Here is a 25953-nt window from a genome sequence, read left to right as displayed (position 1 = left end):
CGAGCCCACCCAACCCAACTACCAGCAAAAACGCCTCATACACCCGGTGCAAACAACAGACGCCACCCACTGAAAATCACACGACGCCCACCAGCAGCGCAGCTATTCAGCGGGCTCGGGTTCACTATCAAAGATCCACGGCGCGCTGATACATCGGCAGCACGGTGCGCATGAGCTGTTCGCCGCGAGTGGTGATGGCCTCGAAGTCGCTGCGGGCAATGGCAGCGAAGTTGGTCGGGTAGGAGGCGACCGCGCTGCGCGGAACGAGGTCGGCTGGCGGCGCGGGCAGGCGGTCGTCCTTCATTCCGAGATAGGCAAGGGCGAAACCGTCGATGCGTCCGCTCGCGGCCCACTCGTGCAGGCGGGCGCGGGCGGAGTCCTGGGCCTTGCGGTGGACGGTGGCGAAGGAGCGGCTGAGGCGCCCGAGCATGAAGTGCAGTGCCTTCAGGGCGAGTTCCCCCAGGCCGGCGTCGCAAGAGATGATGAAGGGCACGTCGTAGACGTGCTGGGTGTGGTGCGGTGAGCGTCCCGGTTCGAGGACGGACAGGCCGAGGTTGTCGTAAACGCCGCCGTCGGTGAGCAGCACGGTGTGCTGCTGGTGGTGTCCGTCGCGGTGCTGGAAGGTGAAGGTGCGTTCCAGGGCTGGCAGGAGCGCGGGGCCCCGGCCGCTCATCGAAGGCGCCGAAGCTGTCGGCGACCCCATCGAGGTTCTTCCCGTCGTCTTCCACGCCCTGTGGGGCGGACAGCTGACGACACCGCTGCAGAGCCCTCTGCACGAACGTGTCCTCGTCGGCCCGGGGAGCTCGGGCCGTTCCGGCAGGACAGGAGGTATCCGGTGACCATGAGGCGCAATGCCCGGCCGGTCGTGAAGGTCGGGGCGCATGTCCGTTTCCGTGGGGTGAAGTGGCAGGTGGTCGCCCTGTCCGGGCAGGACATCCGCCTCGTCGGCCCGGACGGCGGCGGTGAGAGCGTGCTCGCCGGGTACCTGTTCACCGACCCCGGCTTCACCGTCATCGGAGCCGACGCGCCCCAGGCGGCACCGCAATGGGGGCTGTTCGAGACCGCCCCTGCCGCGGCGCGCGAGAAGGCACTGGCATGGCAGCGGCACGTAAGGGAAATCGAAAGCGGGCTGCCCGGCGGGCCCGGCAGCGAAGGAGCCGTACGGGATCAGTACGACCCCGCACGGCACACGCTGGCCGAGCGGGAACAGGCCAAAGCCGAGGAGCTGACCGCACTCGGCTTCGGCCGTGTCTCACGCACCACGGTGCAGCGCATGCGCCTGGACTACCGCAAGCAGGGCCTGTGGGGGCTCCTCGACCACCGCACCACCCGCGCCTCCAGCCCCACCGGGCGGGCCGACGAACGGGTCGTCGCAGCCGTCCGCGAGGCTTTGCGCCGCCGGCGCGGCCGTTCCAAGGGCACCATCAACGGCCTCTTCCCTCTGATCACCCAGATCCTGGAGAAGCGGCATGGCCCCGGCATCGTGCCTGCGCCGTCCCAGGCCACGCTGTACCGTCTCGTCACCTCTCTCGCCCGCCCCGGCGAACTGCCAACCGGACCAGTCCGCCAGATCCCCGCAAGTTTCGACGGGCGGGCCTTCACCCCGGCCACGGCCCTACGGCCCGGCGAGCAGGTCCAGGTCGACACCACCCGCCTGGACGTCCTGGCCCTCTTCGACGACGGCACACTCGCCCGCCCCGAACTCACCATCGCCATCGACGTCGCCACCCGCGCCATCCTCGCCGCCGTCCTGTGCCCCAGCGCGACCAAAGCCGTCGACGCTGCCCTGCTGCTCGCGGAGATGGCCGTCCCGCACCCCGCCCGCCCCGCCTGGCCCGACATCCTGCGCATGGACCAGGCCCTCGCCCTGCCACACCAACGGCTGGCCGCCATCGACGAGCGCCTGGCGGGGGCCGCGGCCCGGCCCGTCGTCCTGCCCGAGACGATCGTCGTCGACCGGGGCAAGGTCTTCGTCTCCCGCGCGTTCACTGCCGCCTGCGAGAGTCTCGGCATCAGTGTCCAGCCCGCCCCGCCCCACGCCCCCACCGCCAAAGGCATCGTGGAGCGCGCTTTCGGCAGCATCAACGCAATGTGGTGCCAGTACCTGCCCGGCGGCTACACCGGATCCGACGTCACCCGCCGCGGCCGCGACACGAACACGAGGCCTGCTACAGCGTCGCCCAGCTGCAGGACCTCCTCGACGAATGGCTGGTGCACTACCACCACCGGCCGCACGAAGGCCTGCGCCACCCGATGATGCCGGGCAAAGCACTCTCGCCGAACCAGATGTGGGCCGCCCTCGTCGCCGTCGCCGGGTACGTGCCCGTCCCCCTCACCGGCGGCGACTACCTCGAACTGCTGCCCTTGCGGTGGCAGGCCATCACCGCTTCCGGCATCCGCATCCACCACCGCACCTACGACCACGACCTCCTCGCTCCCTACCGCGGCCAGGCATCTCCCCACCAAAGCCGCAACGGCAAATGGGAGATCCACTACAACCCCCACGACGTCCGCCAGATCTGGGTCCGCCTGCCCGACGGAGAACTCACCGAGATCCCCTGGATCCACCGCGATCACGTCCACCAGCCGTTCAACGACCACACCTGGCAGCACATCAGATCCCTCGCCCTGCACGGCAACCACCACGACGCCGAGCAGCACGAAGCCGACCTCGCCGACGCCCTCGACCAGCTCATGCGCCGCGTCCACAGCGGCCACGCCACCAGAACCGAGCAGGGCCTCATCGCCCGCACAGCCGCCGTCCCGGTGCCCGCCACCCGACCCTCAGAACACCCCACCGGCGCCAGCAACCGCCGCCATGCCGACGACGACGCGCAGCATGGCGGGGACGACAGCATCGACGACCTCGACGAACTGCCCGACGACGACGGCAGCCGGCCCACCCCGCAGGCAAGCGGGTTCGGGCTCTACGACGCACACGAGGAAGCCGCCAAGTGGTGAACAACTCGCACCCCACGACACCGAACCCGAGCAGCGCACCATCGACCCGTCCGGACGGCAGCAGCGCGGTCGAGGCGTCCTGGCCGCTGACCACCTGGAACGGCTGGCAGCACTTCGCCACCACCGACCCACCGGCCCCGCCCCAGCCCGGCCAGCCGCACCGCAGCGTTGAGGAGCGTCTCGCCTATCACTCCCGCTTCGTCACCATCCGCACACCCGCCATCGACACCCTCGCCACCCAGGTCCGCACCCTGATGATCCTCGGCCGTCACCAGCAGGCCACCGCACGCCCCTCCCTCATCGTCACCGGACCCGCCGCAGCCGGGAAAACAACGGCCCTCCTCCACGTCGGCCGCGCCTGCCACCTCGCCCACCAGCGCAAAAACCCTGGCCCGCCCGGATCAGCCCACACTGCTGTACCCGTCGCCTACGTCCTGGTCCCGCCCGGCGCCACCGCGAAAACCCTCATCACCGAGTTCGCCCGCTACCTCGCCATCCCCGTCACCGCGCGCATGACCCAAACCCAGATCACCGAAGCCGTCTGCCACACCTACACAACCGCCGGGATCCAACTCGTCCTCATCGACGAAATCCACCGCCTCAACCCCCGCACCACCACCGGCGCCCAAACCGCCGACCTCATCAAAGACCTCACCGAACGCCTCCCCGCGACGTTCGTCTATGCCGGAATCAACGTCACCGACACACCCCTGTTCACCGGCACCCGCGGCGCCCAACTCGCCGGACGCGCCACCCTGGTCACCTGCGGCCCACTCCCCGCCCGCGCGGGCACCCGCCACCCCTTCCGCGAGATCATCACCGACATCGAAACTAACCTCGACCTCACCCACCACCAGCCCGGCACCCTCCCCCGCCACGCGGTATACCTCCACCAACGCACCGCCGGCCGCATCGGATCCCTCACCCGGCTCATCCGCCAAGCCGCGATCAACGCCATCCACGACGGCACCGAACGCATCACCAAAGCAGCCCTCGACGCGATCCAACTCGACCACCTCGCCGAAACCCACCGCCCTACCCGAACCCGCTAACCCACCACACCAACAACACGAAAAGGCCCTGACCAGCACAAACGCCAGCCGAGCCTTTACACGCTAGAACCATCCACAACAGACCCGGCCACACTCAGCACGGGACACACACTCCCAGGTCACACACCCCAGACCGACCCCTGCAACCGCTCGACCGAGCTCTCAACAAACCCACAACACACCAGATCAGTCAGCAGTCGGTACACCAACCACCGCCCCCTCCAGCGTCATGAGCCGAATCTGCTCGATGCCAAACAACCCGGCCAAAAGGCCGCGTGCGCGGCGGTCGTCATCACGGAGATACACCGCGCCCAGCGCCTCAGCCGTCGCGCACAGCAGCTCAAGGCCGGCGGCACCGGCATCGCATCCAAAAGGCAGGCAGGAAAAGGGGTGGGGTACGGCCCTGGTACAGGTGACAGAGAGCAGGGCCGTACCCCGGCTCCGGCACAGACCCACGACCCGAACCGGCATCCCCGGGGGAGGTAAGACACCGACTCCGCAGACCACCGATCCGAAGCAACACCCCCATACACCCACACAACCCCAAAAACCCACGATCTGCCCTTACAGGAACCAACCCCCACCCCACCAGCCCCACCACAAAGGCAACCACCAGAGCCTACGCAAAACTACGGACAGCACCGGGCCATGACCACACCCCTCCCGCAACACCCACGCCGCACCCCAATGACCTCCTGCGTGATACCGCACAGGACCCTGGCAAGAGAAAGAACCAGCACTACGCGCAGCCCCCGGAACCCATCCGGGAAACCATCCCTGCCTCTTCGCTTCCTGACAGGACACCCACGCATGCCCAGTCCGGCCTTCGCCTGCCAGGGAACCCGTAGCAGTCTCTTGACAACTGTCATGGATGATCTGATTGGAAGAACATGCTGAGTGCGGACTACATCGCGCGGACACTCCTTGAGAACTTCGGCCCCGAGCACGGCCCCACGGATGGCGTGACCCAGGACGAGGCTCTGCCCCTGCTCTTCGCAAAGCTCGAAAGCGAAGGCGTCTACTTCGCCGACACCTATCCCGGCGGCTTCACCGACATGGCGTGGTTCGCGGCCGGCGCCCACTCCAGCTTCGATGTGCACCACTTCGCCCAGTACCTGGCCCTGGTGAACGACGCATACAGCAGGATCGACTCCATGGCCGCGGAAGGCAAGGAAAAGATCCGGAACCTGAAGGCCGGTGCTGAGAGGGGGGTTGACTTCGCCGTCGTCGAGTTCCCCGAGACCAGCCAGATGCCGTCGTTCGCGTGCTTCGCAGACAGCACCCCACTCGCCCAGCACTTCTTCGAGCAGTACAACATGCCGGTCCACTGGGGGTATGTCTCCAAGCCCCGCGGTGGAAGCCTCGGCTCACGCGTCAAGCGGGGTGACCTCAACGACTACGGCACACTGACCGTCAGGACCCAGAGCACCCATCACGAGCTGATGCGAGCAGTAATCCAGCAGATCCACCCGCGCAAGCAGATCGATATGGTTGCAATGCGCTAAACGATCAAGACGCAGCCGGGCAGAGGAAGCACCAGCACAACCAGCAGACAAGTTCACTTCCCGGCGCTTCCCATTTCCCCGGAGGCGTGGCCTGGTTCAAGACAATCGTGCCCAGCGGCGCGGAAAAGAGAGTAGGGGCGGCCCGGCGGTACTGCGTCCCAGAGGGTGTCCGGGCGCCGGGCCTCACCCGTGCGCGCCATATCGGCACGGGATGAACGGGACCCTATCCGCTCCGTCCCGCGTCACGGTGCCGGGGCCCGTGGTAAGTCCCTCACAGTCACACAGATGCGCGCCCACCAGGGGAAACGGTGTGTGAGCCTCACAGGTCGGGCTTACCACGGGCCGTGGTGGTAAGCCGGGTCGGCTGCGCTTACCACGGCGGGTGGTGCCGGGTCAGGTGCGGCGGCGGCGTCCGAACAGGCCGCCGCGGGTCGGCGGCTGTTCGGGGACGGGGGGCTGGGAGCGGCGGTAGTTCAGGCAGGGGCGGCACTCGCCGCCGGGTGTCAGGTCATCGTCCGGGTACACCGAGCACTGGCAGATCGGGCAGGTCCACTTCGCGGCCTCCAGGGCGCGGCGCCTGGCCTCGTACTCGCGGTTCTTGCGGTCGCGTTCGGCCTGTTCGGCCTGGCGGCGTGCCTCCTCGCGGACCGAGTAGGCGCGGTAGTCGTCGGGGTTGTCCAGGGCGTCGGTGAGGGACTGCCAGGTCTTGTGGCCGTAGCGCCACCACACCGGTCCGTGCGGGCCGTGGGCGGCGAGCCGGCGCAGAGTGGTGGCCAGGAGCGGGATGGTGCCGGTGTAGTCGCGGTAGCCGTCCGGCTTCTCGCCCTCCGGGGCGTAGCCGTCGGCCATCCACTCGCCGCGCCAGTGCTCACGGGCGAGGGAGCCGATCTCGCGCATCCTCGCCAGCATGGCTTCCTCGCCCATGTCCTTGGTGAAGACCAGGGCGACGGGCGGATAACCGTCGCGGGGGCTGTCGGGCCACACAGTCCGCCACAGCGGCACCTCCAGGCCGGTGCCGGTGCCGGCGGGGACGCGGCGGGCGAAGAACCGGCGGTAGCGAGCAACCTTGTCCGCGACGATCGGCGGGCCCTCGGTGCCGTTGTCGACCTCCACGAACAGCAGCGGCACCGTCTCGTGGCCGGGGGAGGCGAAGACCATGTCGGCGCGCAGGCTGCCCCGGGCCGGGGAGAGGAACGTGCCGCCGACCGGCAGCGCTATCTCCGTGGACCAGGCGGCCAGCGGCCCCAGACCTTCCGCCCGTACGGACGGCTCCTCGGCCGGCTCCTCGGCGGGCGGCGCAGGGACGAACTGGTGCTTGCGGACGGGCGGCTGCGTCAGCTCGGGCGGCGTCTGGAGAAAGGCGGCCAGGACGTTGGTGACGGCGCGGGCGTGCTTGGCGCCGGAGGCCGCCGCGGCCTTCGCCGTGCCGCCCATCTCGCGCGCCGGGCGATCCAGGATCACGGCTGCCGCGTCCAGTCCGGCCGTCGTGAGCGTCCACAGCTTCTCCGTGACCCGGACGCCCGCCGCGTTGACGCGCACGGCGCTGCCCGGGGAGATGACCAGCTTCTCGGCCTCGAGGTCTTTCAGACCGCCGCGCACCGTCGCCGCGTCCTTCGTCCCCGGACACATCAGCCGCCGGATCTGATCCGGCGTAGCCACCTTCACCACGCCGAGCGCCTCCAGGCACATCGTGCGCGTGCGGCCCGTCGACCCGTACCGGCGCACCTTCGAACCGCCCACCCCAATCGCCTCCCCGTTCCCGGCCCCCGCGTCCATACGGGCGACCCTCTGTCCTGACTGATCATGCAATACAGAGGGGTGGTCGAGGCTCACCCGGGTGGGGAGAACGGGCGCTGGACTGGGCAAACGCGTGCCGGGCAAGCCATAGGCACCGCAGGGGGAACGCAGGGAAGACCGCAGGGGGGCGGGAGGCTTGCCCGGGACCCCTTGACCGCCACGGCCCGGCAACGCCGGAGGAGTGGACCGACGCCCGAACAAAGCCGGGCCGGGGCGATCGGCATGCACAACGCCGCCAGCGCCGAATGGTCACCGCCCCGGGCCGGACCGGTGTCGCGCCGGCTGTCCGGGCCGGGCCGCAGCAGGCAGCATCCGGGTAGCACCGGAGGTGACATCGGGGTAGCACCCGTTCAGCACCGAACCGCCATCGAATGCTGAGCGGTGCTACCTCTCCACAGAACGCCGCGCGCCGCCCTGCGGAGAAATCCCTTGGTAGCTGAGCCGGACAAGGGGGTGCGGCACAGCCGGACAAGGGGGCCCTCGCCTTCGATCCCAAGGGCCGGGCCGGGCAGTAACACAAGTGCAGTAACACAAGGCGCAGGCGGGGGTTGTAGGGGATCGGCGCACGTCAGGCGTGTGATTAACACGTCGTGTGAACCGCTGTGTGACAGCCGGCGCGCCCGGCCGCCCAGGCGCCGGACGGCGGTCCTTCGAGGCCGCCGCCGGGCACGGCCGGGACGAGCACCGGGCGCCGGAGCTCCGGCCCGGCGAGGTCGCGCCCTGGGTCGCGCCCTGGGTCGCATCCTGGGTGCCGCCCCGGGTCGCGCCCTGGGTGCCGCCCCGGGTCCCATCGCCTCCAAGGCGGCGTGGCGCCGGACGGCGCGGTGACCTGGTGTGCAACCGGTGACGGGCGGTGCGCCGCGCCGACTACTTGTCCCTGGGGCTCTTGACGACGCCTCGCTCCGCGATCCAGGCGACGGGCAGCGGGCCGTTGGGACCCGTCGTGGTGTCCGTCGTGCAGTCCGTCAGCGGCCCGTCGTGGCGTGGATCCACAACGGGCCCACGACGGACCTGTGACGGACGCCCATGACGGACCTGATCAGGCACTACACCGAAAACCCGGGGAGTGCGGGAAACGGCCCGAATCCAGGCCGGGGAGCGCTCCGCCGTTTACCACGGGGCTTACTACGTGTTCGAGATCCCTCGCGGTGTCCTGCGGTGGCGTTGAGGTCGCTGGTGTCCCCGTGAGGGGTCAGTCATCAGCTATCCCCAGGTAAACGCTCCGATAAGGGTGATGCGACTAGCGTGTCGTGATTGGCGGTGACCGGCGGCCGATCAGACAGTCGGAGAGTGGAGTGATGGCGATGCTGGGAGTGGCGAATCTGCCTACCTACGCGCTGGGGACTCTGCTGATCATTCTTCTGCCGGGGCCGAGTTCCCTGTACACGCTGTCGGTGGCGGTGCGGCGCGGGGTCAAGACGGCGTATAGGGCCGCCGCAGGCGTCTTCCTTGGGGAGATGGTCCTGATGCTGCTGACCGCGGTGGGTGTCGGCTCACTACTGAACGCCAATCCTGTGGCCTTCGCAGTGGTCAAATTCGCGGGAGCCGGCTATCTGGGGTGGATCGCCCTGTCGATGCTCCGCGGGGCGTGGACTCTGTGGCGGACCCGCGAAGCTCCAGCCTCACAGGCCGTGCGCCCGGAAGCGGCCGGTACGGATGCTGAGCGGCCGTTCCGCAGATCGTTCCTGGTCACACTGCTGAACCCGAAGGCGATCTTGTTCTTCATCTCCTTCTTCGCCCAATTCGTGGACCCTGCCTACCCGCATCCCGCGCTGTCGTTCGCGCTGCTGGCACTCGTCTACCAGTCGATCAGCCTCTGCTACATCACGGCTCTGATCTTCGGCGGGACCTACCTCGCAACCCAGTTCCGCCGACGCAAACGGCTCTCCGCCGGACTCACTGCAGGAGCTGGCGCCCTGTTCCTCGGCTTCGCAGCCAAACTTGCCACCACCAGCTGACCGGTGGGCTTCAGCGGTGTGGAGCTACCTTCCGCGCCCAGTTGGCGTGGGCGTCTTTGCGCGACAGTCTGCGGGTCATGAGCGTGATGAGTGCCCAGGTCAGGTGGGCTTCGGAGTGCTGGGGGAGGCGTTCGTAGTCTCGGACGTTGCGGCGCGATTTCATGATCCAGCCGAGGGTGCGTTCGACTTTCCAGCGTCGGGGAGGACGACGAAGCCTTTCGCGTTGCGGGGCCGTGAGACGGTCTTCAACGTCATTTTGAGGAAGGTGTCGGCCCAGGTGATGAGCTGGCCGGCGTAGGCGGAGTCGGCCCAGACCTGGGTGATCTGGGGTTGCATGAGGCGCAGGCGCCACAGGAGTTCGCGGGCGGCGTCGCGGTCGGTCATGTCGGCGGGTGTCACCGTGATCATCACGGGCAGGCCGAGGGTGTCCACCGCGATGTGTCTCTTGCGGCCGTTGATCTTTTTCGCCGGGTCGTAGCCGCGGGTGGTCTTGGAGACGGTGTCGGCGCCTTTGACGGACTGCGAGTCCACGATCAGCGTGACCGGCCAGGGGCACCTGCCCTGGCCGGTACGGATCTGCCGTCGGAGCTGATCACGCAGGAAGGCAACGACACCGGCCCGGTGCCAGCGGGCGAAGTGGTAGTAGACGGTCTGCCATGGCGGATAGTCGCAAGGCAACGCACGCCACTTGACCCCGTTGTCGACGATGTACCGGATCGCGTCCACGATCTCGCGGCGGTGCCACTTCTCCGGCCGCCCGCCGGCCTTGGTCATACAGGCCTGAACGGGCAGCAGCGGTTCGAGCAGCGCCCACTCCGCCACGGTCGTGTCGGACGGATAGCGGCGCCGACGGGAGATCAATGCCATCGCGGCCTCCCCGGAATCGGTTCGGGCCTGGGGCCTATTTGGTGAGTTGGGCGAGGGCGGCGCGGACGCCGGTGAGCTGGGCGGATGCGAGCTGGGCCCATTCGTCCTCGGGGTAGCGGGCGAGGTGAGGATCGAGTGTGCCGGTGATCATCCGGGTGAGACGGCCCAGGATCTGCCGGAACTGCTGCTTCTCGTACTCGATCCAGTCGGCCGGCTCCTCGGAGAAGAGATAGCCGTCGCGACGCCGCCAGATGATCGGCGTCAGGTGCTCGGCCGCGCCGACATCCCGCAGATGACGGACACCCCGGGCGACCTGGGACGGGGTGAGGCGGGTGGCGGCGACCAGCTGCCGGGTCTGCAGGCCCGCAGGCCTGGCCTCCATCAGGGCGACGCGGACCAGGTCGCCGTAGTGCGTGCTGAGCGGGGTGGCCGCGCCGCGTATGCGACGGCGGGCAGGCATCATCTCACTCGCCCTTCAGGAGCTGGGCAAGCTGCTCGTCCAGGGTGAAGCGACCGGTTTCGATCGCGGCCTCAAGCCAGTCCGCAGCCCCGCGGACCTTGGAGATGCCTCGCATGATCGTGGCGCGTTCGTCGTCGGTGAACTCCTGGCCGCGCATCTGCGGGACCAGCCGTCCGAGGGTGGCGACGTAACTGTGGCAGGAGCCGACCAGATCCAGGTACTCGATGGTGTGCTCGATCCTGCGGACCGCCGACACCCTTTCGCGGACCCTCTCCTTTGCCTGTTCTGAGTTGTCGAACTGGGCGCGGTTGACGGTGAAGCGGGTGTCGTCGTCGCGCATCGCCTCCCGGGCGACCCGGGGGCGTTGCAGGAGCCTGGAGGTTACGTGGGTGGCGACCTCGTCGTCGCGGGTCAGCTCCTGCACCACCCGCACCCGCTCGGCCGCCGGCAACAGAGCGGCGGTCTCAGGCCGGCTCAGGAGACTGGCGGTGACCGCCACCGCCACCTCGTCATCGCGGGTCAGGTCGCGGACGGCCCGTACCTTCTCCTCGACCGTCACCGGCCGGTCAACCTGCTGCCCCACCAGGCGCTTCGCACCATCGGTGGTCCACTGCTTGCGGTTCCTGCGTGGATTGAACGGGGCGTCCTCGATGGCCACCCACCGCTCCGCCTCGTCCGGAATCGACGCCAGGATCTTGTGCACGGTGAACGAGACCCCGCTCCGACGCCTGCCCGCAGGCCAGCGGGAGGCGACCCACCGCCAGTCCTCCACGGTGGAGAGCGCCACGCCTATGTCGTCCGCGAACATCTGCAACGATTCCTCGACCGTGAACAAGTCGTCGTTGCCCTTGGCCACCGACCCGCCGACCGGGCGCATCGGCTCGATCTCCAGCGCCTTGTCACCAAGCCCGAACTGGGCCTTCGTGACCTGCTCCACCAGGTCCCGCGCCTCGGCCACCAGCTGCTCGTAGCGCGACCGAGAGACGTTCCCCACCCGCTCCGACATGCTGCCTCCACCCCCTCAAGGTTTCCCGGGCAGGCCAGTCGCCCGACAGCGACCGTTCGAAAGCACATCGGCCCAGGTCACCACCAGAATGGGCGTCCGCGTACCCATGGCGGCAGGCGCGTACCGGGGGCGCGCGAGGCGCTACCGGACCGGCCGTTCGACCCCGTACCGAACAAGCGAGACACCAGGGACACCCGCGGCGTTCGGCTATTCCGTCACCGTGACGGAACCCCGTAACGCCCGCTTTCGCCAGGCCCGCGTCCGGCACCGCGCCGAACAGAACACCGCCGAGCGACGAAACTCCACCCCGACCGTCCACCCGCGACCGCACACCGGACACACGGCGCCCTGACCACGCTGCATGGCCGCCACCCGCCGGCGGGCACGCTCCAGAGCCCTCCACCGGCGTGACCTGCACCTACCCGAACAAAACAGTGCTGCCGCCGACTTCGTCGACGACAGCAACACCCCACACTCCCGGCAATACCCCCGGCCCGACTCACCAACAGCCATGACCTCAGCATTCCGGCCGACGGATCGCATGGCCAGGGATCTCAGACACGCACTGAGGCACCATGCCGGAGGGTGCCTATCGCCTGGATCGGCAGCACACCGGACGATGACTGAACCGGCCTGATGCCAGGGGCGGAGCCGCCAGCATCAGGCCGTGCGGCCCGGCCGTACTCCGGGGACCGAGCCTGCCCTCGCGCACGGGCATGGAGGGAGCGTAGGGCCTCGTGTGGTCAACTACCCGGTGCCTTCGGTTTCGCCGTCGTCTGCCCGGGCACCGCCTGCTGTCGGCACGTTTGCGTAGTCGACGCCGGGAATGAGTCGGATGCGGCTCTCATCGACGCGGATTCTGGCTGGCCGCGGAGCGTCGTCCGAGAGGCGGCACAGGACGTCCGCTTCACGGCGGCCGTCCCTGGTGGTGCGCCAGGATCGCAACTGGCCGAAGCGCCGTTTCCCGTCGGCGGTCTCCAAGAGGACGAGCGGGTCCGGTGCACGTCCCGGCCCCTTGGTTACCTGGGTGAAGAAGCCTTCCTGGCGCAGCCGGGTGCACAAGTCCACCAGTGACGATGCTTGTGTGCTTCCCAGTGCCATGCCGATCTCGAAGTGCTCTTGAAGACCGAGGGAGGACAGGTTCGCGCTCCCGAAGTAGCCGGTGGCACGGTCGGCGACCACGAACTTGGCGTGCATCATGCCGGGGTTGGCGCCGGTCCACCAGTACAAGGACGTTCTTCCGTAGTCAGCGCAGTCTTTGACGAGATCGTTGAGGGGTTGGGCCCGGCTGCTTGGGTCGTGGGCGTAGAAGTGGACGGCGACCTGGCGCTCGGCGACGGCGGGCAGCAGAACCTCGCGCAGTAGGTCGCAGCCGTGGCGGTTCCAGAAGGGGCCGCCGATGTGGAGTTCGCTGTCGGCTCCGGCGATGACGTCCTGGACTAGCAAGTCCAGGCGTCGGACGGGGGGTGCTACCAGGTGGGCGGCGGCTCGCGGGGTAGTGAACACCAGGGGGCGCTCGGATGGTGGTGCTGCGGGCGGTGGGTCAAGGCCGTCCAAGACGTCCAGGAGCACCTGGAGTTGGGAGAGGCGGGCAGGGACGAGCTCTGTGTGCCGGCCTGGGTCCAGTAGGCCGCACTCGGCGGCGAGCTGGCGTACGGCGGTAGCGTGATCGTCTGCGACCCCGTGCACGCGGAGGGCGTCAAGGGTGTCGGATCTGGCGATCTCCCGTGTCCATTCGGCGGCTGCCGTGTAGCTCCCCGCTAGGCGCTCCAGTAGCTGGGCGAGCGGGATCAGCGGTCGCAGTTCGTCGGTCATGTGTGGCTCGAGGCGGCGGTGTGGCGGAGGAACTCTGCGGCGAGGCCCCGGTCGAGGTCGTCGTTGAACAACTGGCAGCCGAACGTGAGGTAGACGCAGCGTTCGCAGCAGCGCGGTGAGGACTGATGGCACAGCGGGTCGTTCTCGCAGCTGAGCACCGAGTCAGCGGTGCTCTCCAGCCAGCTGAGCACGCGGTTGCTGAGCAGGGTCCACAGTGATCCGAGGGTGAATTCACGGACATTGTCGGCGTAGATGGCGACGGTGAGCGCCTTTGTGACGACCCATTCGGCGAGCGTGTTCTCGGCCAGTCCTACTTGGCCGTCGTCCAGGGAACGAAGCAAGAGGTGGCCGAGGGTGTGGATGACCGTGTGTACGGTTGCTGCCGCGCGGGCGGCTTCCGGGTCGTTCTGGTCCGTGAACAGCTCCAGCAGCCTCTGTCGGGCCGCCGATTCGTCTTCGGCCGCCCCGACGGCGAGTCCTTTGGCGTTCAGGAACGACAGGACGGAACGTGCGGAGAAGGTGACCAGGAGGGCTTCGGTGTCCGATGCTGCGACGTAGGCCGGGTACTTTCCGTCGTGGTGGGACTTGTTGTGGAAGCCAGTCAGGACGCCCCGCTCGGGCTCGTGCTCCTCTCTGGTGTAGCCGAAGGCGACTCGGGCTACGGGGAACTCCCAGGTGACGGCGATCTCTGCGATCCCCAGAGTGCGGGCCTGCTCGCGGGCGCGTTCCGTGGTCTGCTGGGCCAGCCGGTCCTGGAGTTCGGCGAAGCGTGCACACTGGTCTTCGAGGGTGATGCGCTGGATCTGGGCGGGGTCGAAGACGGCTGCGCGTTCCACGAAGGGGCGATCTGCGCCGAGCAGTTCCCACCGCCCCTTGTCGGCGTCCGTATTGGGCAGAGCAGCCAGGCCGCTCTCCTCGGGGCCCATCATTCTGCGGTACTGATCGATCTCCTCCTCCGGCACGTGCATCTGGCGCAGTAGTTGTTCCCTCTGCTGCCATTCCTGCGGGGACACGCGCGTCACCATGACGCCCTGGGAGGCGTCGCCGATGCCCTGGGCCAGGGAGTCGATCAGGTTCAGGTAATGGGCGACAGCGATCTGGCCGCGTTGGGGGTGGCGCTGGTACTGCCGGAACTCGGAGTTGTCGATGTTGACGAGTTGGAGGGCGTGGACCTGGTAGGCGCGGGTGTCGTTGAACGTCCTCGCCCGCATCATGGCGCGGCCGGCTGCGTCCTTCCATTCGCAGCCGCAGGGGGACTGCGAGGTGCCCTGGAGCTTCGCGCCGCCGCAGCCTGAGCCGATGCAGCGCCAGAGGGCGGTGACGAAGCTTCCTGTGTTCTCGAACACGATGTGGTCGTAGCCGTGCGCGGGAACACGGCACTTTGGCACGTACATGGGACGGACGCGTCCGCAGTTGTGCGCGTTGAAGTACGGAAGTTGCCGCAGCTGTGCGCCGCAGGTGCGGCACCGGGGGTCGGCCGCCAGTTGCTGGGCCTTCACGTACGTGCGCACGCGGCGGCAGGAGCGGCGGACGCATTCGAGGACGAGCGGGAATACCTCGAAGCGAACGAGGTCGGGGCTGACCAGGACGAAGTTCTGCCGCAGTCGGCCCTGCGGCAGGGGCAGGGCGGCTCTGGCGTCTTCGCTCCAGCGCTCCAGGTAGCGAGAGATCTCGTCGTAGATGACGTCTTCGTTGAGCTTCTTGACCACGTCTCCGTCGACTGCCTGGACCCTGCCGCGTAGTCGCTGTTCGTGGCGGAAGAGGGCGCCGGGCAGGAAGGCGGTCATGGCCTGGCTACGGCTGCGGTTCATCCTCGCCCCGCTTGCTGTCGGCGGTGTTGGTAGCGAGTGCTTTGAAGGCGTCCTGGCTGCTGGTCAGTGACTGGAACGAGGTGCTTTTGTCGATGTCGCGGAAGCTGGTGAGCGGCTGTTGGAGGAAGAGGTAGGCGGTGCGCCTCTCCTCTGCGCCCTTGTTGAGGTTGGGCCGTTCCTCCTGCCGCCAGATTTCGATAATGCGCTCAACGAGGTCGTTCTCCAGTCCGCGCCCATTGACGCCCGCTACGCGCTCGCGGTAGCAGGCTGGGATGCGTCGTTCCAGCCAGGGGTCGAGGAGTGGTCGTTGGGCACTCCACCAGCGCTTGAAGTCTTTGGAGAAGTCGGCTCCTTCCGGTGGTGGCTTCAGCGCGGGGTCGCGGGCGGCGTCGTGGAGCAGCGCCAGCACGATGCCGGGCAGGGTGCGTCGGGCTGCGAAGTAGGCGTACTTGTTGACGGGCACGGGGGTGACCATGCGGTCGAGCAGGCGGTGGTAGCTCAGGAAGTTGGAGAACATGGAGCGTTCGCGGCGCGAGACGGGGTCGTAGACGGTGACGACGAGGCCTGCGTGGGTGCGCCCGGCCCGGGCGGTGACCTGGATGTAGTCGGCGGCGGTCGGCGGCATGCCGGCCAGGACCAGGAGGTTAAGGCGCTCGAGGTCCACCCCGTGGCTGAGCACGCTGGTGCCGACCAGGGCGCGCAGCCGCTCTCCTCGCGGGATGTCCAGGTGCTCGCGTTGGACCCGGGCGATGGCCGCGGCGAGCTCGGGGACAGGGACTTCGCCGGTGAGCACCGCGTGCTCGACGCGGTCGAGTCCGGCGTGCTGCAGGTCGTCGGAGAGCTGGCCGAGCTCCTCGTCGAGCTGAGTGCCGTGCTGCTTGCTGTTCACATAGGCCAAGGAGACCTCGTAGGGGAAAAGGAGCCGTGGGAGGTCCGAGTCGGGCAGCCCTTGCAGGACCAGGCGCTCGCGCAGGGCCTTGGGCTCCTCCTGGAGCCGGGCGATCTCGGTGAGGAGCTCGCCCTGCACGATCGCGGCGACGTCGGCTTTTCGGCGCTTGTGCGGAAGCACTCCGATGTGAACGCGCCGGAAGTCGGGCCGGGTCGTGGTGTAGAAGCTCTCGCCGAGTGTCCATCCCGGCGCGGGGAAGGCACGGGGGCGGCGGCCGTAGAGCTGGCGGAGCTGGTCCTGATACTGCTCGATGGTGGCGGAGGCGCCCAGTACCTTGCTGGGCAGGCCGCTGCCTGCTCCTGACTGGAGTTCGGCGATCATTCCTTCGTAGTGCGCGTTGAACGCGCCGAGCTCCTCCTTGAGGAGGTGCATCTCGTCCTGCACCGTCAGCGCCGGTACCGGGTCCTTGACCGGGCGGGCCGCCGGGTAGCCGCCCTTCGGCGCAGTGCAATGGTCCGGCCCGGCCGAGCAGACTCCGAAACGCGGGAAGGAGAAGTAGCCATGCTCGGCGCAGCGGTGCCTCGGCCCGTGCTGGAAAGCGGTGAACTCGGGGAACCAGCTGTGCCCCGTGAGCTTGTCGACGGTGGAGATGACGATCGCGGGCAGTGTGCGGTAGACCTCGACGTCGCTCACCTGCAGGGGCAGGATCCGCTGGCAGGCGGCGCACTCGTGATGCAGGCGGACCGCGTCGGTGTCCAAGCGCAGCCGTACGCTGTCACGCTCGCAGTAGGGGCAGGTAATCACGAGCCGGTCGCGCAGATGATCTTCGGCGAAGGTCCCCGCCCGGGTGGCAGCGGCCTCGGTCTCCCAGCCGCGCCACCAGCCCCGCTCCCAGTGGAGGTCGTTGGGGCTGCCCGCCCCGCCGGCCAGGTAGCCGAGCGCGAACGGGTCGTCGTGGGGGGATCCGATCTGGCGTTCGGCGCGGAGCGTCTCGGCCGCGATCAGCATGCGCAGGGTGCGGTCGAGTTGCTGCACGCTGAGCATGCGCAGCGGGAAGCGCAGCCAGGCGGTGACCCCTGCATGCTTGCCTCGCAGCCGGTCGTAGAACAGGGCCGTGAGGATCAGCCCCAGGTATGCCTCGGTCTTCCCTCCGCCCGCGGGGAACCACAGCACGTCGGTGTGGTCGAGTTCAGCGCGCAGGTCCGCCCGCTGCGGGTGCTCGCGCACGGCGAGGGCCGGCAGGTGGGAGACGATGTAGACCAGCTGGAAGAGCCGCCAACTGTCGTATTTGCGGTTTTTGTTGACGCGGGCGAAGACCTCGTTGGCGAGCTGGAAGGCGAGTTTGAGGTCCAGGTCCAGATCCAGGCACTCGCGGCCGAGGCCGAACCTCCTGACCTCGTCGTCGAACTGGGCGCGGTCGGTTTCGATGGCCTTGTGGTGCGGCAGCTGCTGGGCGGCACGGCAGGCGGCGGCGAACTCCCGGGAGTAGCGGGCCATCGCGACCTCGACGGAGTCCAGGATCGGGGCCGGCTCGTCGGCGAGCTCACTCCACCGCGGGTGCCGCACTCCGGCTTGGCGGGGTACGACGGTGCGTTGGACATGGACGGGCAGGGTCTCGGTCCGCAGACCGCTGCCGTGGGGTACTGCTGCGCAGCCGGTACCGCGACCGATGACCTCCGCCAGCGCCTCCAGCCGGTAGTCGCGGGGGGCGAGGTGGAAGCGCTGGGGCACGATGCTGATGCCGTCTCCGGGAAGGACCGCGAAGCGGCAGTCGTACACGGAGAGGTCCTGCCAGTCGCTCTGTGCCGTGTCGCTTTCGTTGTGCAGGGAGACGCGTACGAGGTGGTCGCCGCCGCCGTCCAGGGCTTGGGCGTGTGCGGACAGCACCAGTTGGGGCGCGCAAGGGGCTGCGTCGCGGTCCATCAGTGCCGCGACATGGCTGTGGAATGCCTCCTCGTCGGCCATGGCCTCCGCAGGGAGCACGTTGCGCCTGCGCCGCCCCTGGCGGCCCTGCGGACCAGCGGTGAGCGGGCGACGGGCCTCGGGGCGGGTGAAGTGCGCATCCACCGCGCGGCGGACCGCCCGGTCCAGCACCTGCTGGGCCTCGCCGAGCGCGTGCGGATCGAGTTCGCCTTCCCCGAGCGGCACTTCGATCACCAGGTCGGGCACGTGAACGTCCTGGCGACGCCAGACGCCCAGCAGCTCTCCCGGCCGGGTCTGTGCACCGGAGGGGCCTTCGTCGCCGCGCAGGTACTCCATGTGTTCGGCGTAGCTGGCGATGTCCTCCAGATACAGGGCGAATCGGCAGTGGACGGCGAGTTGCGCGGTCCTGCGGCCGGGGGCGGTGCTCACCCGGAAGTCGAGTGCCAGGACCGGGGGCGCCTGTGTGCCGCGCAGGGACTCGACGGGCCGACGGCTCGGGTCGGCCGTCGCCTCGTCTGGTGCCGGCAGGTGCCGCGGCGGGACCGCGACGGCGGGCAGCACTCCGACGACGACGTGGTCGCGTGGTGTCCACGGAGGCGTGTGCGGGAGACCGCTGCGGTCGGCAAGCCTGTCGGCGAGGACCTGCGTCAGGTGATCGATCAGCACCGTCTCCCGCTGGTTGTCGGCAGCGCTGTCGGGGTGCGGCGCTAATGGGTTGTTGCGGGCATCGTTCACGGCGCCTCCTGTGGTGAGCTGCTTGTGCCGCGGGCGCCTGGCACGCGGCCCAGGGCGGCCGTCGACATGCTCTTCTGGCCGCCGACGCGGCGGACGACGACCAGGTCGAATTCCTCGAGGATCTCCGAGACGTCGATCCCGGAGCACAGTGTCTTCAGCTGGCGCAGCGCGGGGCCTTCCATGCCCCGCGCGGCCTCGGTCATCGCCGCCGCCGCGGTGTGGCCCAACGTCCGGTGTAGGCGGCGTAGTTCCTCCGCCATGCGGGCCAGGCGCTGCCACGTGCCTCCTGCGGTCAGGCGGGTATCCCGGGCCAGCAGGGCAACCCGGTGGATGTCTTGCGGGTCCTCCGGGGCGATGACGCTGCCATCGGCCCATCTGCTCACCGCCTGCCATGACGAGACCTTGCTCCCGAGGTTGTTCAGGGCGGTAAGCACGTCCGGCCACGACCCTCGCTGCTCGTGCACGGCGGTGATGGCCTGGCGGAAGAAGCCGATCATCGTGTCCATGGCGGTCACCTCGGCGCTGTCATGCATCACCATGACGAGCCGGTCGTGGAGTCTGGACTGACCGTCGCCGCGTGCGCGCAGCAGCCGGCTGCCGGGTGTGAGCGCGGCCACGGGCACCCTGGCGTAGCGCTGGCCTATGAGGACGTCGACCGGCTCGTCGCTGCGCAGCCAGAGCACCGCCCCTTCGGGTTCGGTGAGCACGGCCGTGGCCGGCACCGGGTCGTCGGCTGCCGTCGTGGCGCTGCGGCCGGGGTCCGCCGGGGTGCCGACGGCTCGGGCCGGGGCGTCGTAGTCCTCGAAAAGCGCTGAGAGATCGAGGGCGAGCCGGCTGTCGTGCTGGGGCGAATCCTCTGGCGTGGAGGACGGTCCGGAGAGGTCGACAGGGCCGTACGCGACGGGCAGCGAGGGCGTCGTCGGCTCCGGTACCTCGCCCAGCCTCAGCACTGCGGCCGTCTGGCGTATCTGCTCGTGCCAGCCGCTCAACGCGCGGTCGGCCGAACGCTCCAGCCAGGTGTACTCGCTCTGCTCTACAACGGTGACGTGTTCATCGGCAGCACCGGCGAACAGCACGCCGGTGCGTAAAGGCGAGGGGGCACCAAGGTGAAACTCGAGCCTTGGCGAGGCGTCCCAGGCCAGGCGTTCCGTATAGGGCATCACGTGCAGAGCACCGGCTCCGCTGCCGGCGGCGGGCCCGGGCTGGGGGGCGAGCAGCAGGGAGTCGGCATCACCGCCGAGTGCGTCGGCCAGCTCCCCGGCGACAGCGGCGGCGGCGGAGCGGGAGCGGGTACGGACAAGAATGGGTACGCCTGTCCGGCTGGCCCGTGCCCAATCGATCAGCGCAAGCAGCAGGTCCCAGCGCGGGTTGTCGTCGTACAGCAGTTCATACAGGTCCAGCACGCCGCGCCGAAGGTCGGGCCATTGAGTCTCGCGGAACAGCCCCCACGGTCCGCCCCGCCCCTCCAATGTCCCTCGGGACACCGACCGGGCCAGCGCCCGTGCACCGCTGCCGCGCCCCATCAATACCTGCCAGATGTCTTGCCTTCCGATCGAACCCCAGCTGCACCACAGCAGGTTGAACAGACGCACGGCGTCGGCGACCGGCTGCGGCCAGGACTCCGACGCGCGCACACGCCGTGCTGCGACCACACCCGCCACAACCGTCCGGAGGAGCTCGGCGAGCTGCTTGTGGCGGTATACCGCCGCGCTCGGCGCGGCTGCCGGTCGGCGGGCGAGGAGGGCGTTACTGGTCAGCGGGCCGTATGCGGGGCGGTGCCCGAGAGTGTGCCGCACGTCGGCGCGCAACGCGGGACTCCACGGCCATTGCGTCCAGGCCCGGCTACCGCCCGGCTGGGTGCCCAGGTCGGCCACGGCTACGACACGGGCGGCGTCGTGCTCGCTTGCCCAGGCCAACGCGCGCTCCCAGGAATGGTCGTTGGCCATGCTGGTGCGGTCGATGACGACGGTGCCGACGCTGGTCCCCAGCGAGGGCCTGCCGAGTGCGGTGTTGAGGTAGAACAGTCCCGAGGGTGAGTCGATGGCCTTGGTGATCTTTCCCTGGAGGTCGACGACCCGGCCGTCACCACGAATTCTCTGCATGCGCAGGGCTCGCGAGAGGTTCTGCCGACCGATCGCGAGCTGTGCCAGCCGTACGGTGACGTTGGTGCGCAGTCCGACAACGACCACCGGCCCGACAGGGACCGGGCAGGGTGATCCGCCGGTCAGCTCTGCCCCGCGCCATATGAGCTGGAGGTAGATCCCGATCAGCACGGCCAGGTCGTGCCGCCCGCGCGGGAGGGCCAGGTAGACGCTGCGTTGATCACTCGACAACGCGCGCAACAGCAGGGTCAGGGTGGCACGATCCAGCGGGCCGAGATCAACGGTACGGCCTCGGTCGGTCATGCGAAGGGCCTGCACGCGCTCGAAGAAGTCAGCGGGACCTGCGTCAGGAGGGACGAGGCAGTCCAAATATGTCACGCGCGCCATCACCCACCTGGTATCCCCCCGCTACCTGCCGTTACAGTAACGCACATTGACAGGCCGTCACCTGCTCCAGCCCAACCCGAGGGTGGTGGATCCGGGTTCGGACCACCGGGGGCGTACACATGAACGAAAAGTCAGAAGCAGCCCTCCCTTTGGTCTCGCTTCTCGAGGCCGGGCCGGCACCAGTGGAGTGGAGCCGGATCGCCGAGCACGAGTCATGGCGCAAGGAGTTGCACCGGCCCGCGACCTACGTTCACAAGTGGTGGGCGAGGCGCCTGGGCAGCGTTGCACGCCACCTACTGTTGGCTGCCGTGTCCGGGCCGGACGACTCCATCGCGGACGCCTCGGACAGGCTGCGGGGGCTCGTCGTGTACGACCCCTTCGCCGGATCGGGCACCACCCTTGTCGAAGCGGCCAAGCTCGGGGCCGCCGCCGTCGGCCGCGACATCAACCCCGTCGCGACGCTCACCCAGCGGCAGGCGCTGCAACCTTGGGACCTCGAGGTGCTCGCGGACCTCTTCGGCCAGGTCGTCAGGAAGTGCGCCCGCCCCGTCCAGGAACTGCACCGCACCATCTCCGATGAACCGGTCCTGCACTACTTCTGGGTGGCCCTCGCACACTGCCCAGAGTGCGGCGAGGACGTGGAGCTCTTCACCACCCGGGTCTTCGCCCGCCATGCGTACCCGCGCAGATTCCCCCGCGCGCAGGCCGTATGCCCAGACTGCCGGGGCATCTGCGTCACCGACCTGAGCAAGGACGAGAGGGGGCACTGCCCAGCCTGCGGCTTGACCTTCTCGTTCCAAGGGGCCGCCCGCGGACGGTTCATGACGTGCCGCCTCGGACACCGCACCCCTGTCATTGCCGCGCTGAACGGCACCGTCCCGGAACGACGCATGTACGCGAAGCTGGTGCTGCGCGCCGACGGCAAGCGCGAGTACCGGGCAATCGACGACTTCGATCTCTACCTGTACGACAAAGCGGCGAAGTCTCTCGCCAACACATCTCCCGATGAGCTCGTACGCCCGCTCGGCACGCTGGAGAAGGGCGTCAGCACGGTCCAGGCGCTGCGCTGGGGGTATAACTCCTGGGAGCGGTTCTTCAACGAGCGCCAGCGATACAGCCTCGGGCTGATCGGCGCGGCCCTGCGCGATCTCCCCGGGGCCTCCGCGGAACGCGAGGCGCTCATCGCATCGTTCGGCAGAACCGTCGAACACCACAACCTCTTCTGCTCCTACAAGGGGGAGGGCACCGGCCCGGTCCGCTCGATCTTCCACAACCACGTACTGCGACCGGAGCGGTGCAGCATCGAAGGAGACCCCTGGGGCGCCCAGGGGGGATCGGCCGGGTTCTCCGGGGTGCTCACCCGGCTGCACAAAGCGGCCCAGTACAAGAACAGTCCGCTGGACTTCAGGGCCGAGGCCGACCGGATCCTCTCCGTCGACCAGTCCTCGCTGCCAATCGCCCGCCCCCTGAGCACGACGTGGCAGCAGTTCGTACAGGAACCCGCAACGGCCTACACCACCACCGGCGACGCTTCGCAGACGGATCTTCCCGACAACAGCGTGGACCTCATCGTCACCGACCCCCCCTACGTCGACAACGTCCACTACTCGGAACTCGCTGACTTCTTCCACGCGTGGCTCAGTGGCATGCACCCCTACCAGGGCTACCCGGACGTGCCCAGCACCCGTGCCGTCCAGGAAGTACAGAACGCCGCCCCTGCTGGGTTCCAAGCCACCGCAGCCCTCGTCTGGCGTGAGTGCCGGCGCGTCCTCAAACCCGGCGGCTGCCTCCTGTTCAGCTTCCACCAGTCGCAGACCACGGGCTGGTGCGCTCTGATGCGGTCGCTGTCGGATGCGGGCTTCACCGTCACCACCACCCGCGCCGTGATCGCCGAAGTGGCGACCAGTCTTTCCAAGACCGCAGCGGCGGAGCCCAACCGCATCGACGTCATCGTGGTGTGCAGGGACGCCGGGAACATGCCTCCCGGGCCAGCCCTCGACCTTGACCAGGCCGCCGCGGAGGCGCTTTCGGAGATCCAGGGCCTCCGGGGCGCCGGGCTGCGGGTGGGTCCCGGCGATGTCCGCACCGCCGTACGCGCCGCAGTCCTCGCCACAGGAACACAACAGGTAACCGCCGACTGGGAGACCCTGCAAACAGAAGCAGACCAACGAGCCACGGCGGCGGTGGCGGAATTCAACACCACCTGACTTCCCCACCGGTGCCAGCAACATCCGACCTGTTCCGAACCAGCGCGGAGGCCGACACGGAGGATGGAATGGCGGGGCTACGAGCGCATCAGACGGAGGCGGTCGACGCGGCGGTGCACGCCCTGGGAAGCGTCCCGTCAGCCGGCGCGGGGTTGCGGTCCACGATCGTTTCGGCGTGCGGGACGGGCAAGACCTTCATGGGGGTGCACACCGCGTTGCGGGTGGCACGCACGGGCCGGGTGCTGGTCCTGGTGCCGACGCTGGATCTGCTGGTGCAGACGTTTGCCGCCTGGCGGGAGGCGGGTCGGGCCGGGACGATGGTGGCGGTCTACTCACTGCACACGGATGCGGAGCTGGCCGCGGCCGGGGTGCGCTGCACTACCAATGCCCGGCGGTTGCTGGAGTGGGCTGGTGGGGCGGCGCGAGTAACGGCGTTCGCCACGTACGCGTCGCTGCCGGTGCTCGCCGAGGCTCACAGAGCGGGGCTTCGGCGGTGGGACCTGGTGGTGGATGAGGCGCACCGCACATCGGGCCCGTGGGGCAAGCCGTGGGCCGCGGTCCATGACGATGCAGTGCTACCGGCGGGCCGTCGGCTGTATCTGACCGCGGCGCCGCGGGTCGCCGATCCCTGGACGGCCGCGGGTGACGGGCACGACGAGGCAGAGAACGAGCCGACGCTTGTGGCCTCGATGGATGACGAGCAGGTCTTCGGCCCAGTGGTCTACCGACTGTCGCTGGCCGAGGCCATCGCCCGCGGGCTGCTGGCCCGCTACCAGATCATCGTGCTGGAGATCCGCGACCAGGCCCTGTCGGGCGGGATCCCAAGCAAGGAGCGCTCGGAGACGGAAGTGGCCGCGGCACAGCTGGAAGCGTTGACCACGGCCGTATTCAAGGCCGCGGCCACCCACCAACTCGACCGTGTGATGACGTTCCATCACCGTGTAGCGGACGCCCGCGCTCTCGCCCAGGCTGTGACCAGCGACCGTGGTGACTGATGTCGGTCCGGCGAGATCGAGGTGCCGCGGGACTGCGAGGGAGCGTTCGGGCCGCAGATGACCCTACCAACCGACCACGCTTACACCATCTACTGGACAGACCCGAAGAGGTGCCTGCTCGCGTGTGTACACCCTGCTGTTCCTGTATGGAAGTTGGGGGAGGTTGTCCGAGCTGATTCCGGCGTGGGCAAGAACCTCCTGCGCATATGTCTGGACGTAGACCGCCACTTCAGCCCCGGAATCGCCCAAAGCTGTCCTCACCCTGGGAGCGGCAACGCTACATAATCCCAATTACGAAGACAGGCGTAATCCATCTCCGGTCACTGCCTGTATTTTTTTGTAGTAACGGCCTTCTTTGTTACGTTTGGGTACAGAGCGCGCTGAATTGCGACTTCCCGACCCTGCGCATAGTCGAATATTTCGATTTCGCCAGGATCTAGAAACGATCCCTTTTGTTTCATTCGAATATTGAAAGTTGTTATTTCCAGTCCCATCACTTTTCCCACATTTGGCCACGGTGTAGCTGACTCGAGGAGCCGCTTTGCATCGGAGTAAACTGTGCCGGCTCCCTCTAGTGCCACGCGGTCGCGGACGATAACTGCGCTAACCGTCTGCCCGACTGGGAGATTTTTGAGTATGCGCTTGTTTTCTGTATTTATATTCATTTTACCGCGGAGCGCCTCGATTTTATTCGCTGCATCCGTTAGGGCATCCGTGGCCGATTGTTGCCGTACTCTTTTACTGCTGACCGTCGTACTCATTCCGAGTGCCATGGCATCGAAATCGCTCATAAAGGTGGCGGCCTGAGGTTCCTGCTGCCGGATTTCGGCAGGGTACTGGGTGCGGATTCTGGTAAGTGTCTCGTCAGCTTGGCTGCGGGTGAGGAATCCGCACAACACTGACATGTAGACTTCTTTCGCGGGTTCCTGGGAATTGTCGGGGTTGTGTTGCAGTCGGTAGATGAAGTAGTCGAGCCATCTAATGCTGCACTCGGGCCACTGCAGGGCTGAGCTGGCCTCCGCGACTGCTTCGTCCAGATTGCCATTTGCTCGTAGCGCGAGCCAACGCCATTCTTCGACGGTTTGAAGGGACCGTTCAGCCGTTAGAAGATTGGCCTTAAACCATGCGAACATCTCGTCGGCGATGACCTGTGCATCCCGTTGATCTCCAGGGGCCAGGGAATGTACAAAATTCTGCAGTGTCTCCTTGCCCCATTTCCTCGATGGCATTTCCCTATTAGCCGCAATGGCGGCCAGCTCCCAATCACCTATTGCTGCAACTTTAAGGAACCGCATCGAACTAGCGGGGACCGTGGTTTCCTTGATTTCCAGATCCGTGGTGGCAATCTGTGGCGGCGGGATTTTGGAAGTAGCCTCGGTGGCGATCTGGGTAAGTGTCTCGTCAGCTTGGCTGCGGGTGAGGAATCCGCACAACACTGACATGTAGACTTCTTTCGCGGGTTCCTGGGAATTGTCGGGGTTGT

At 68.0% G+C, this 25953-nt stretch carries 17 protein-coding genes and 1 pseudogene; 8 read left to right on the top strand and 10 right to left on the bottom strand.

Annotated features, from left to right (window positions below):
* Positions 1 to 127 precede the first annotated feature (127 nt).
* Positions 128 to 673: a hypothetical protein gene (locus AB0D66_RS31635; protein ID WP_362310643.1), complete on the bottom strand. Its 546-nt coding sequence runs from the start codon at positions 671 to 673 to the stop codon at positions 128 to 130.
* Between AB0D66_RS31635 and AB0D66_RS31630 the strand changes: the two are divergent.
* The 5 genes and pseudogenes from AB0D66_RS31630 to AB0D66_RS31610 all read left to right on the top strand — a co-directional run.
* Positions 660 to 839 (top strand): annotated as a pseudogene (locus tag AB0D66_RS31630) (hypothetical protein); the annotation flags it as partial. The gene AB0D66_RS31635 and the pseudogene AB0D66_RS31630 sit on opposite strands and share 14 nt — an antisense overlap.
* Before the next feature lie 2 nt (positions 840 to 841).
* On the top strand, positions 842 to 2257 hold the full coding sequence (locus AB0D66_RS31625) for a hypothetical protein (protein ID WP_362310640.1): 1416 nt from the start codon (positions 842 to 844) through the stop codon (positions 2255 to 2257).
* A complete protein-coding gene (locus tag AB0D66_RS31620) occupies positions 2212 to 2961 on the top strand; it encodes a Mu transposase C-terminal domain-containing protein (protein ID WP_362310639.1) in 750 nt (249 codons plus the stop codon). Before AB0D66_RS31625 ends, AB0D66_RS31620 begins: the two co-directional genes overlap by 46 nt.
* Positions 2962 to 3047: 86 nt before the next feature.
* A complete protein-coding gene (locus tag AB0D66_RS31615) occupies positions 3048 to 4013 on the top strand; it encodes an ATP-binding protein (protein ID WP_362310642.1) in 966 nt (321 codons plus the stop codon).
* Positions 4014 to 4903: 890 nt separating this feature from the next.
* A complete protein-coding gene (locus tag AB0D66_RS31610; RefSeq protein WP_362310638.1) occupies positions 4904 to 5518 on the top strand; it encodes a hypothetical protein in 615 nt (204 codons plus the stop codon).
* Between the two features lie 393 nt (positions 5519 to 5911).
* Here AB0D66_RS31610 and AB0D66_RS31605 read toward each other — a convergent pair whose 3' ends face one another.
* The gene (locus tag AB0D66_RS31605; protein ID WP_362310637.1) at positions 5912 to 7258 is read right to left on the bottom strand and encodes a replication-relaxation family protein; all 1347 of its coding nucleotides are present in this window, start codon (positions 7256 to 7258) and stop codon (positions 5912 to 5914) included.
* A gap of 1361 nt (positions 7259 to 8619) precedes the next feature.
* Between AB0D66_RS31605 and leuE the strand changes: the two genes are divergently transcribed.
* The gene (gene leuE / locus AB0D66_RS31600; protein WP_362310641.1) at positions 8620 to 9273 is read left to right on the top strand and encodes a leucine efflux protein LeuE; all 654 of its coding nucleotides are present in this window, start codon (positions 8620 to 8622) and stop codon (positions 9271 to 9273) included.
* 159 nt (positions 9274 to 9432) lie between these two features.
* On the opposite strand, the gene AB0D66_RS31595 is transcribed toward leuE, so the two are convergent.
* From AB0D66_RS31595 to AB0D66_RS31565, 7 genes are all read right to left on the bottom strand, one after another.
* Positions 9433 to 10140, bottom strand: coding sequence for an IS5 family transposase (locus tag AB0D66_RS31595; protein ID WP_362310636.1), 708 nt, complete (start codon positions 10138 to 10140; stop codon positions 9433 to 9435).
* A gap of 34 nt (positions 10141 to 10174) precedes the next feature.
* Positions 10175 to 10603 (bottom strand): hypothetical protein, encoded by a 429-nt coding sequence (locus AB0D66_RS31590; RefSeq protein WP_362310635.1) that lies wholly within the window; start codon positions 10601 to 10603, stop codon positions 10175 to 10177.
* A 1-nt stretch (position 10604) separates the two neighbouring features.
* A complete protein-coding gene (locus AB0D66_RS31585; protein ID WP_362310634.1) occupies positions 10605 to 11606 on the bottom strand; it encodes a DUF6192 family protein in 1002 nt (333 codons plus the stop codon).
* Between the two features lie 747 nt (positions 11607 to 12353).
* The gene (locus tag AB0D66_RS31580) at positions 12354 to 13421 is read right to left on the bottom strand and encodes a phospholipase D-like domain-containing protein (RefSeq protein WP_362310633.1); all 1068 of its coding nucleotides are present in this window, start codon (positions 13419 to 13421) and stop codon (positions 12354 to 12356) included.
* Positions 13418 to 15232 carry a hypothetical protein gene (locus tag AB0D66_RS31575; RefSeq protein ID WP_362310632.1) on the bottom strand — a complete coding sequence of 605 codons (1815 nt, stop codon included), beginning with the start codon at positions 15230 to 15232 and terminating at the stop codon, positions 13418 to 13420. The genes AB0D66_RS31580 and AB0D66_RS31575 overlap by 4 nt, the downstream gene beginning before the upstream one ends.
* Positions 15216 to 18779: a helicase-related protein gene (locus AB0D66_RS31570; protein ID WP_362310631.1), complete on the bottom strand. Its 3564-nt coding sequence runs from the start codon at positions 18777 to 18779 to the stop codon at positions 15216 to 15218. The genes AB0D66_RS31575 and AB0D66_RS31570 overlap by 17 nt, the downstream gene beginning before the upstream one ends.
* Positions 18776 to 21184 (bottom strand): hypothetical protein, encoded by a 2409-nt coding sequence (locus AB0D66_RS31565; RefSeq protein ID WP_362310630.1) that lies wholly within the window; start codon positions 21182 to 21184, stop codon positions 18776 to 18778. The genes AB0D66_RS31570 and AB0D66_RS31565 overlap by 4 nt, the downstream gene beginning before the upstream one ends.
* A gap of 392 nt (positions 21185 to 21576) precedes the next feature.
* Between AB0D66_RS31565 and AB0D66_RS31560 the strand changes: the two genes are divergently transcribed.
* Together AB0D66_RS31560 and AB0D66_RS31555 are read left to right on the top strand one after the other, a co-directional pair.
* On the top strand, positions 21577 to 23475 hold the full coding sequence (locus AB0D66_RS31560) for a DNA methyltransferase (RefSeq protein ID WP_362310629.1): 1899 nt from the start codon (positions 21577 to 21579) through the stop codon (positions 23473 to 23475).
* Between the two features lie 68 nt (positions 23476 to 23543).
* A complete protein-coding gene (locus AB0D66_RS31555) occupies positions 23544 to 24470 on the top strand; it encodes a DEAD/DEAH box helicase family protein (protein ID WP_362310628.1) in 927 nt (308 codons plus the stop codon).
* Between the two features lie 320 nt (positions 24471 to 24790).
* On the opposite strand, the gene AB0D66_RS31550 is transcribed toward AB0D66_RS31555, so the two are convergent.
* On the bottom strand, positions 24791 to 25953 hold a 1163-nt coding region (locus tag AB0D66_RS31550), incomplete at its 5' end, for a hypothetical protein (protein WP_362310627.1).

Source organism: Streptomyces sp. NPDC048270 (assembly GCF_040652335.1).
In the GTDB taxonomy this organism is placed as follows: Bacteria; Actinomycetota; Actinomycetes; order Streptomycetales; family Streptomycetaceae; genus Streptomyces.
This window is presented reverse-complemented; position numbering and strand designations above follow the sequence as displayed.

Coding starts and splice junctions, on each gene's coding strand:
- AB0D66_RS31610 (WP_362310638.1), top strand. CDS start 4,904: ATGCTGAGTGCGGACTACATCGCGCGGACACTCCTTGAGAACTTCGGC.
- AB0D66_RS31580 (WP_362310633.1), bottom strand. CDS start 13,421: ATGACCGACGAACTGCGACCGCTGATCCCGCTCGCCCAGCTACTGGAG.
- AB0D66_RS31555 (WP_362310628.1), top strand. CDS start 23,544: ATGGCGGGGCTACGAGCGCATCAGACGGAGGCGGTCGACGCGGCGGTG.
- AB0D66_RS31565 (WP_362310630.1), bottom strand. CDS start 21,184: ATGACCGACCGAGGCCGTACCGTTGATCTCGGCCCGCTGGATCGTGCC.
- AB0D66_RS31635 (WP_362310643.1), bottom strand. CDS start 673: ATGAGCGGCCGGGGCCCCGCGCTCCTGCCAGCCCTGGAACGCACCTTC.
- AB0D66_RS31585 (WP_362310634.1), bottom strand. CDS start 11,606: ATGTCGGAGCGGGTGGGGAACGTCTCTCGGTCGCGCTACGAGCAGCTG.
- AB0D66_RS31625 (WP_362310640.1), top strand. CDS start 842: ATGAGGCGCAATGCCCGGCCGGTCGTGAAGGTCGGGGCGCATGTCCGT.
- AB0D66_RS31575 (WP_362310632.1), bottom strand. CDS start 15,232: ATGAACCGCAGCCGTAGCCAGGCCATGACCGCCTTCCTGCCCGGCGCC.
- leuE (WP_362310641.1), top strand. CDS start 8,620: ATGCTGGGAGTGGCGAATCTGCCTACCTACGCGCTGGGGACTCTGCTG.
- AB0D66_RS31590 (WP_362310635.1), bottom strand. CDS start 10,603: ATGATGCCTGCCCGCCGTCGCATACGCGGCGCGGCCACCCCGCTCAGC.
- AB0D66_RS31595 (WP_362310636.1), bottom strand. CDS start 10,140: ATGGCATTGATCTCCCGTCGGCGCCGCTATCCGTCCGACACGACCGTG.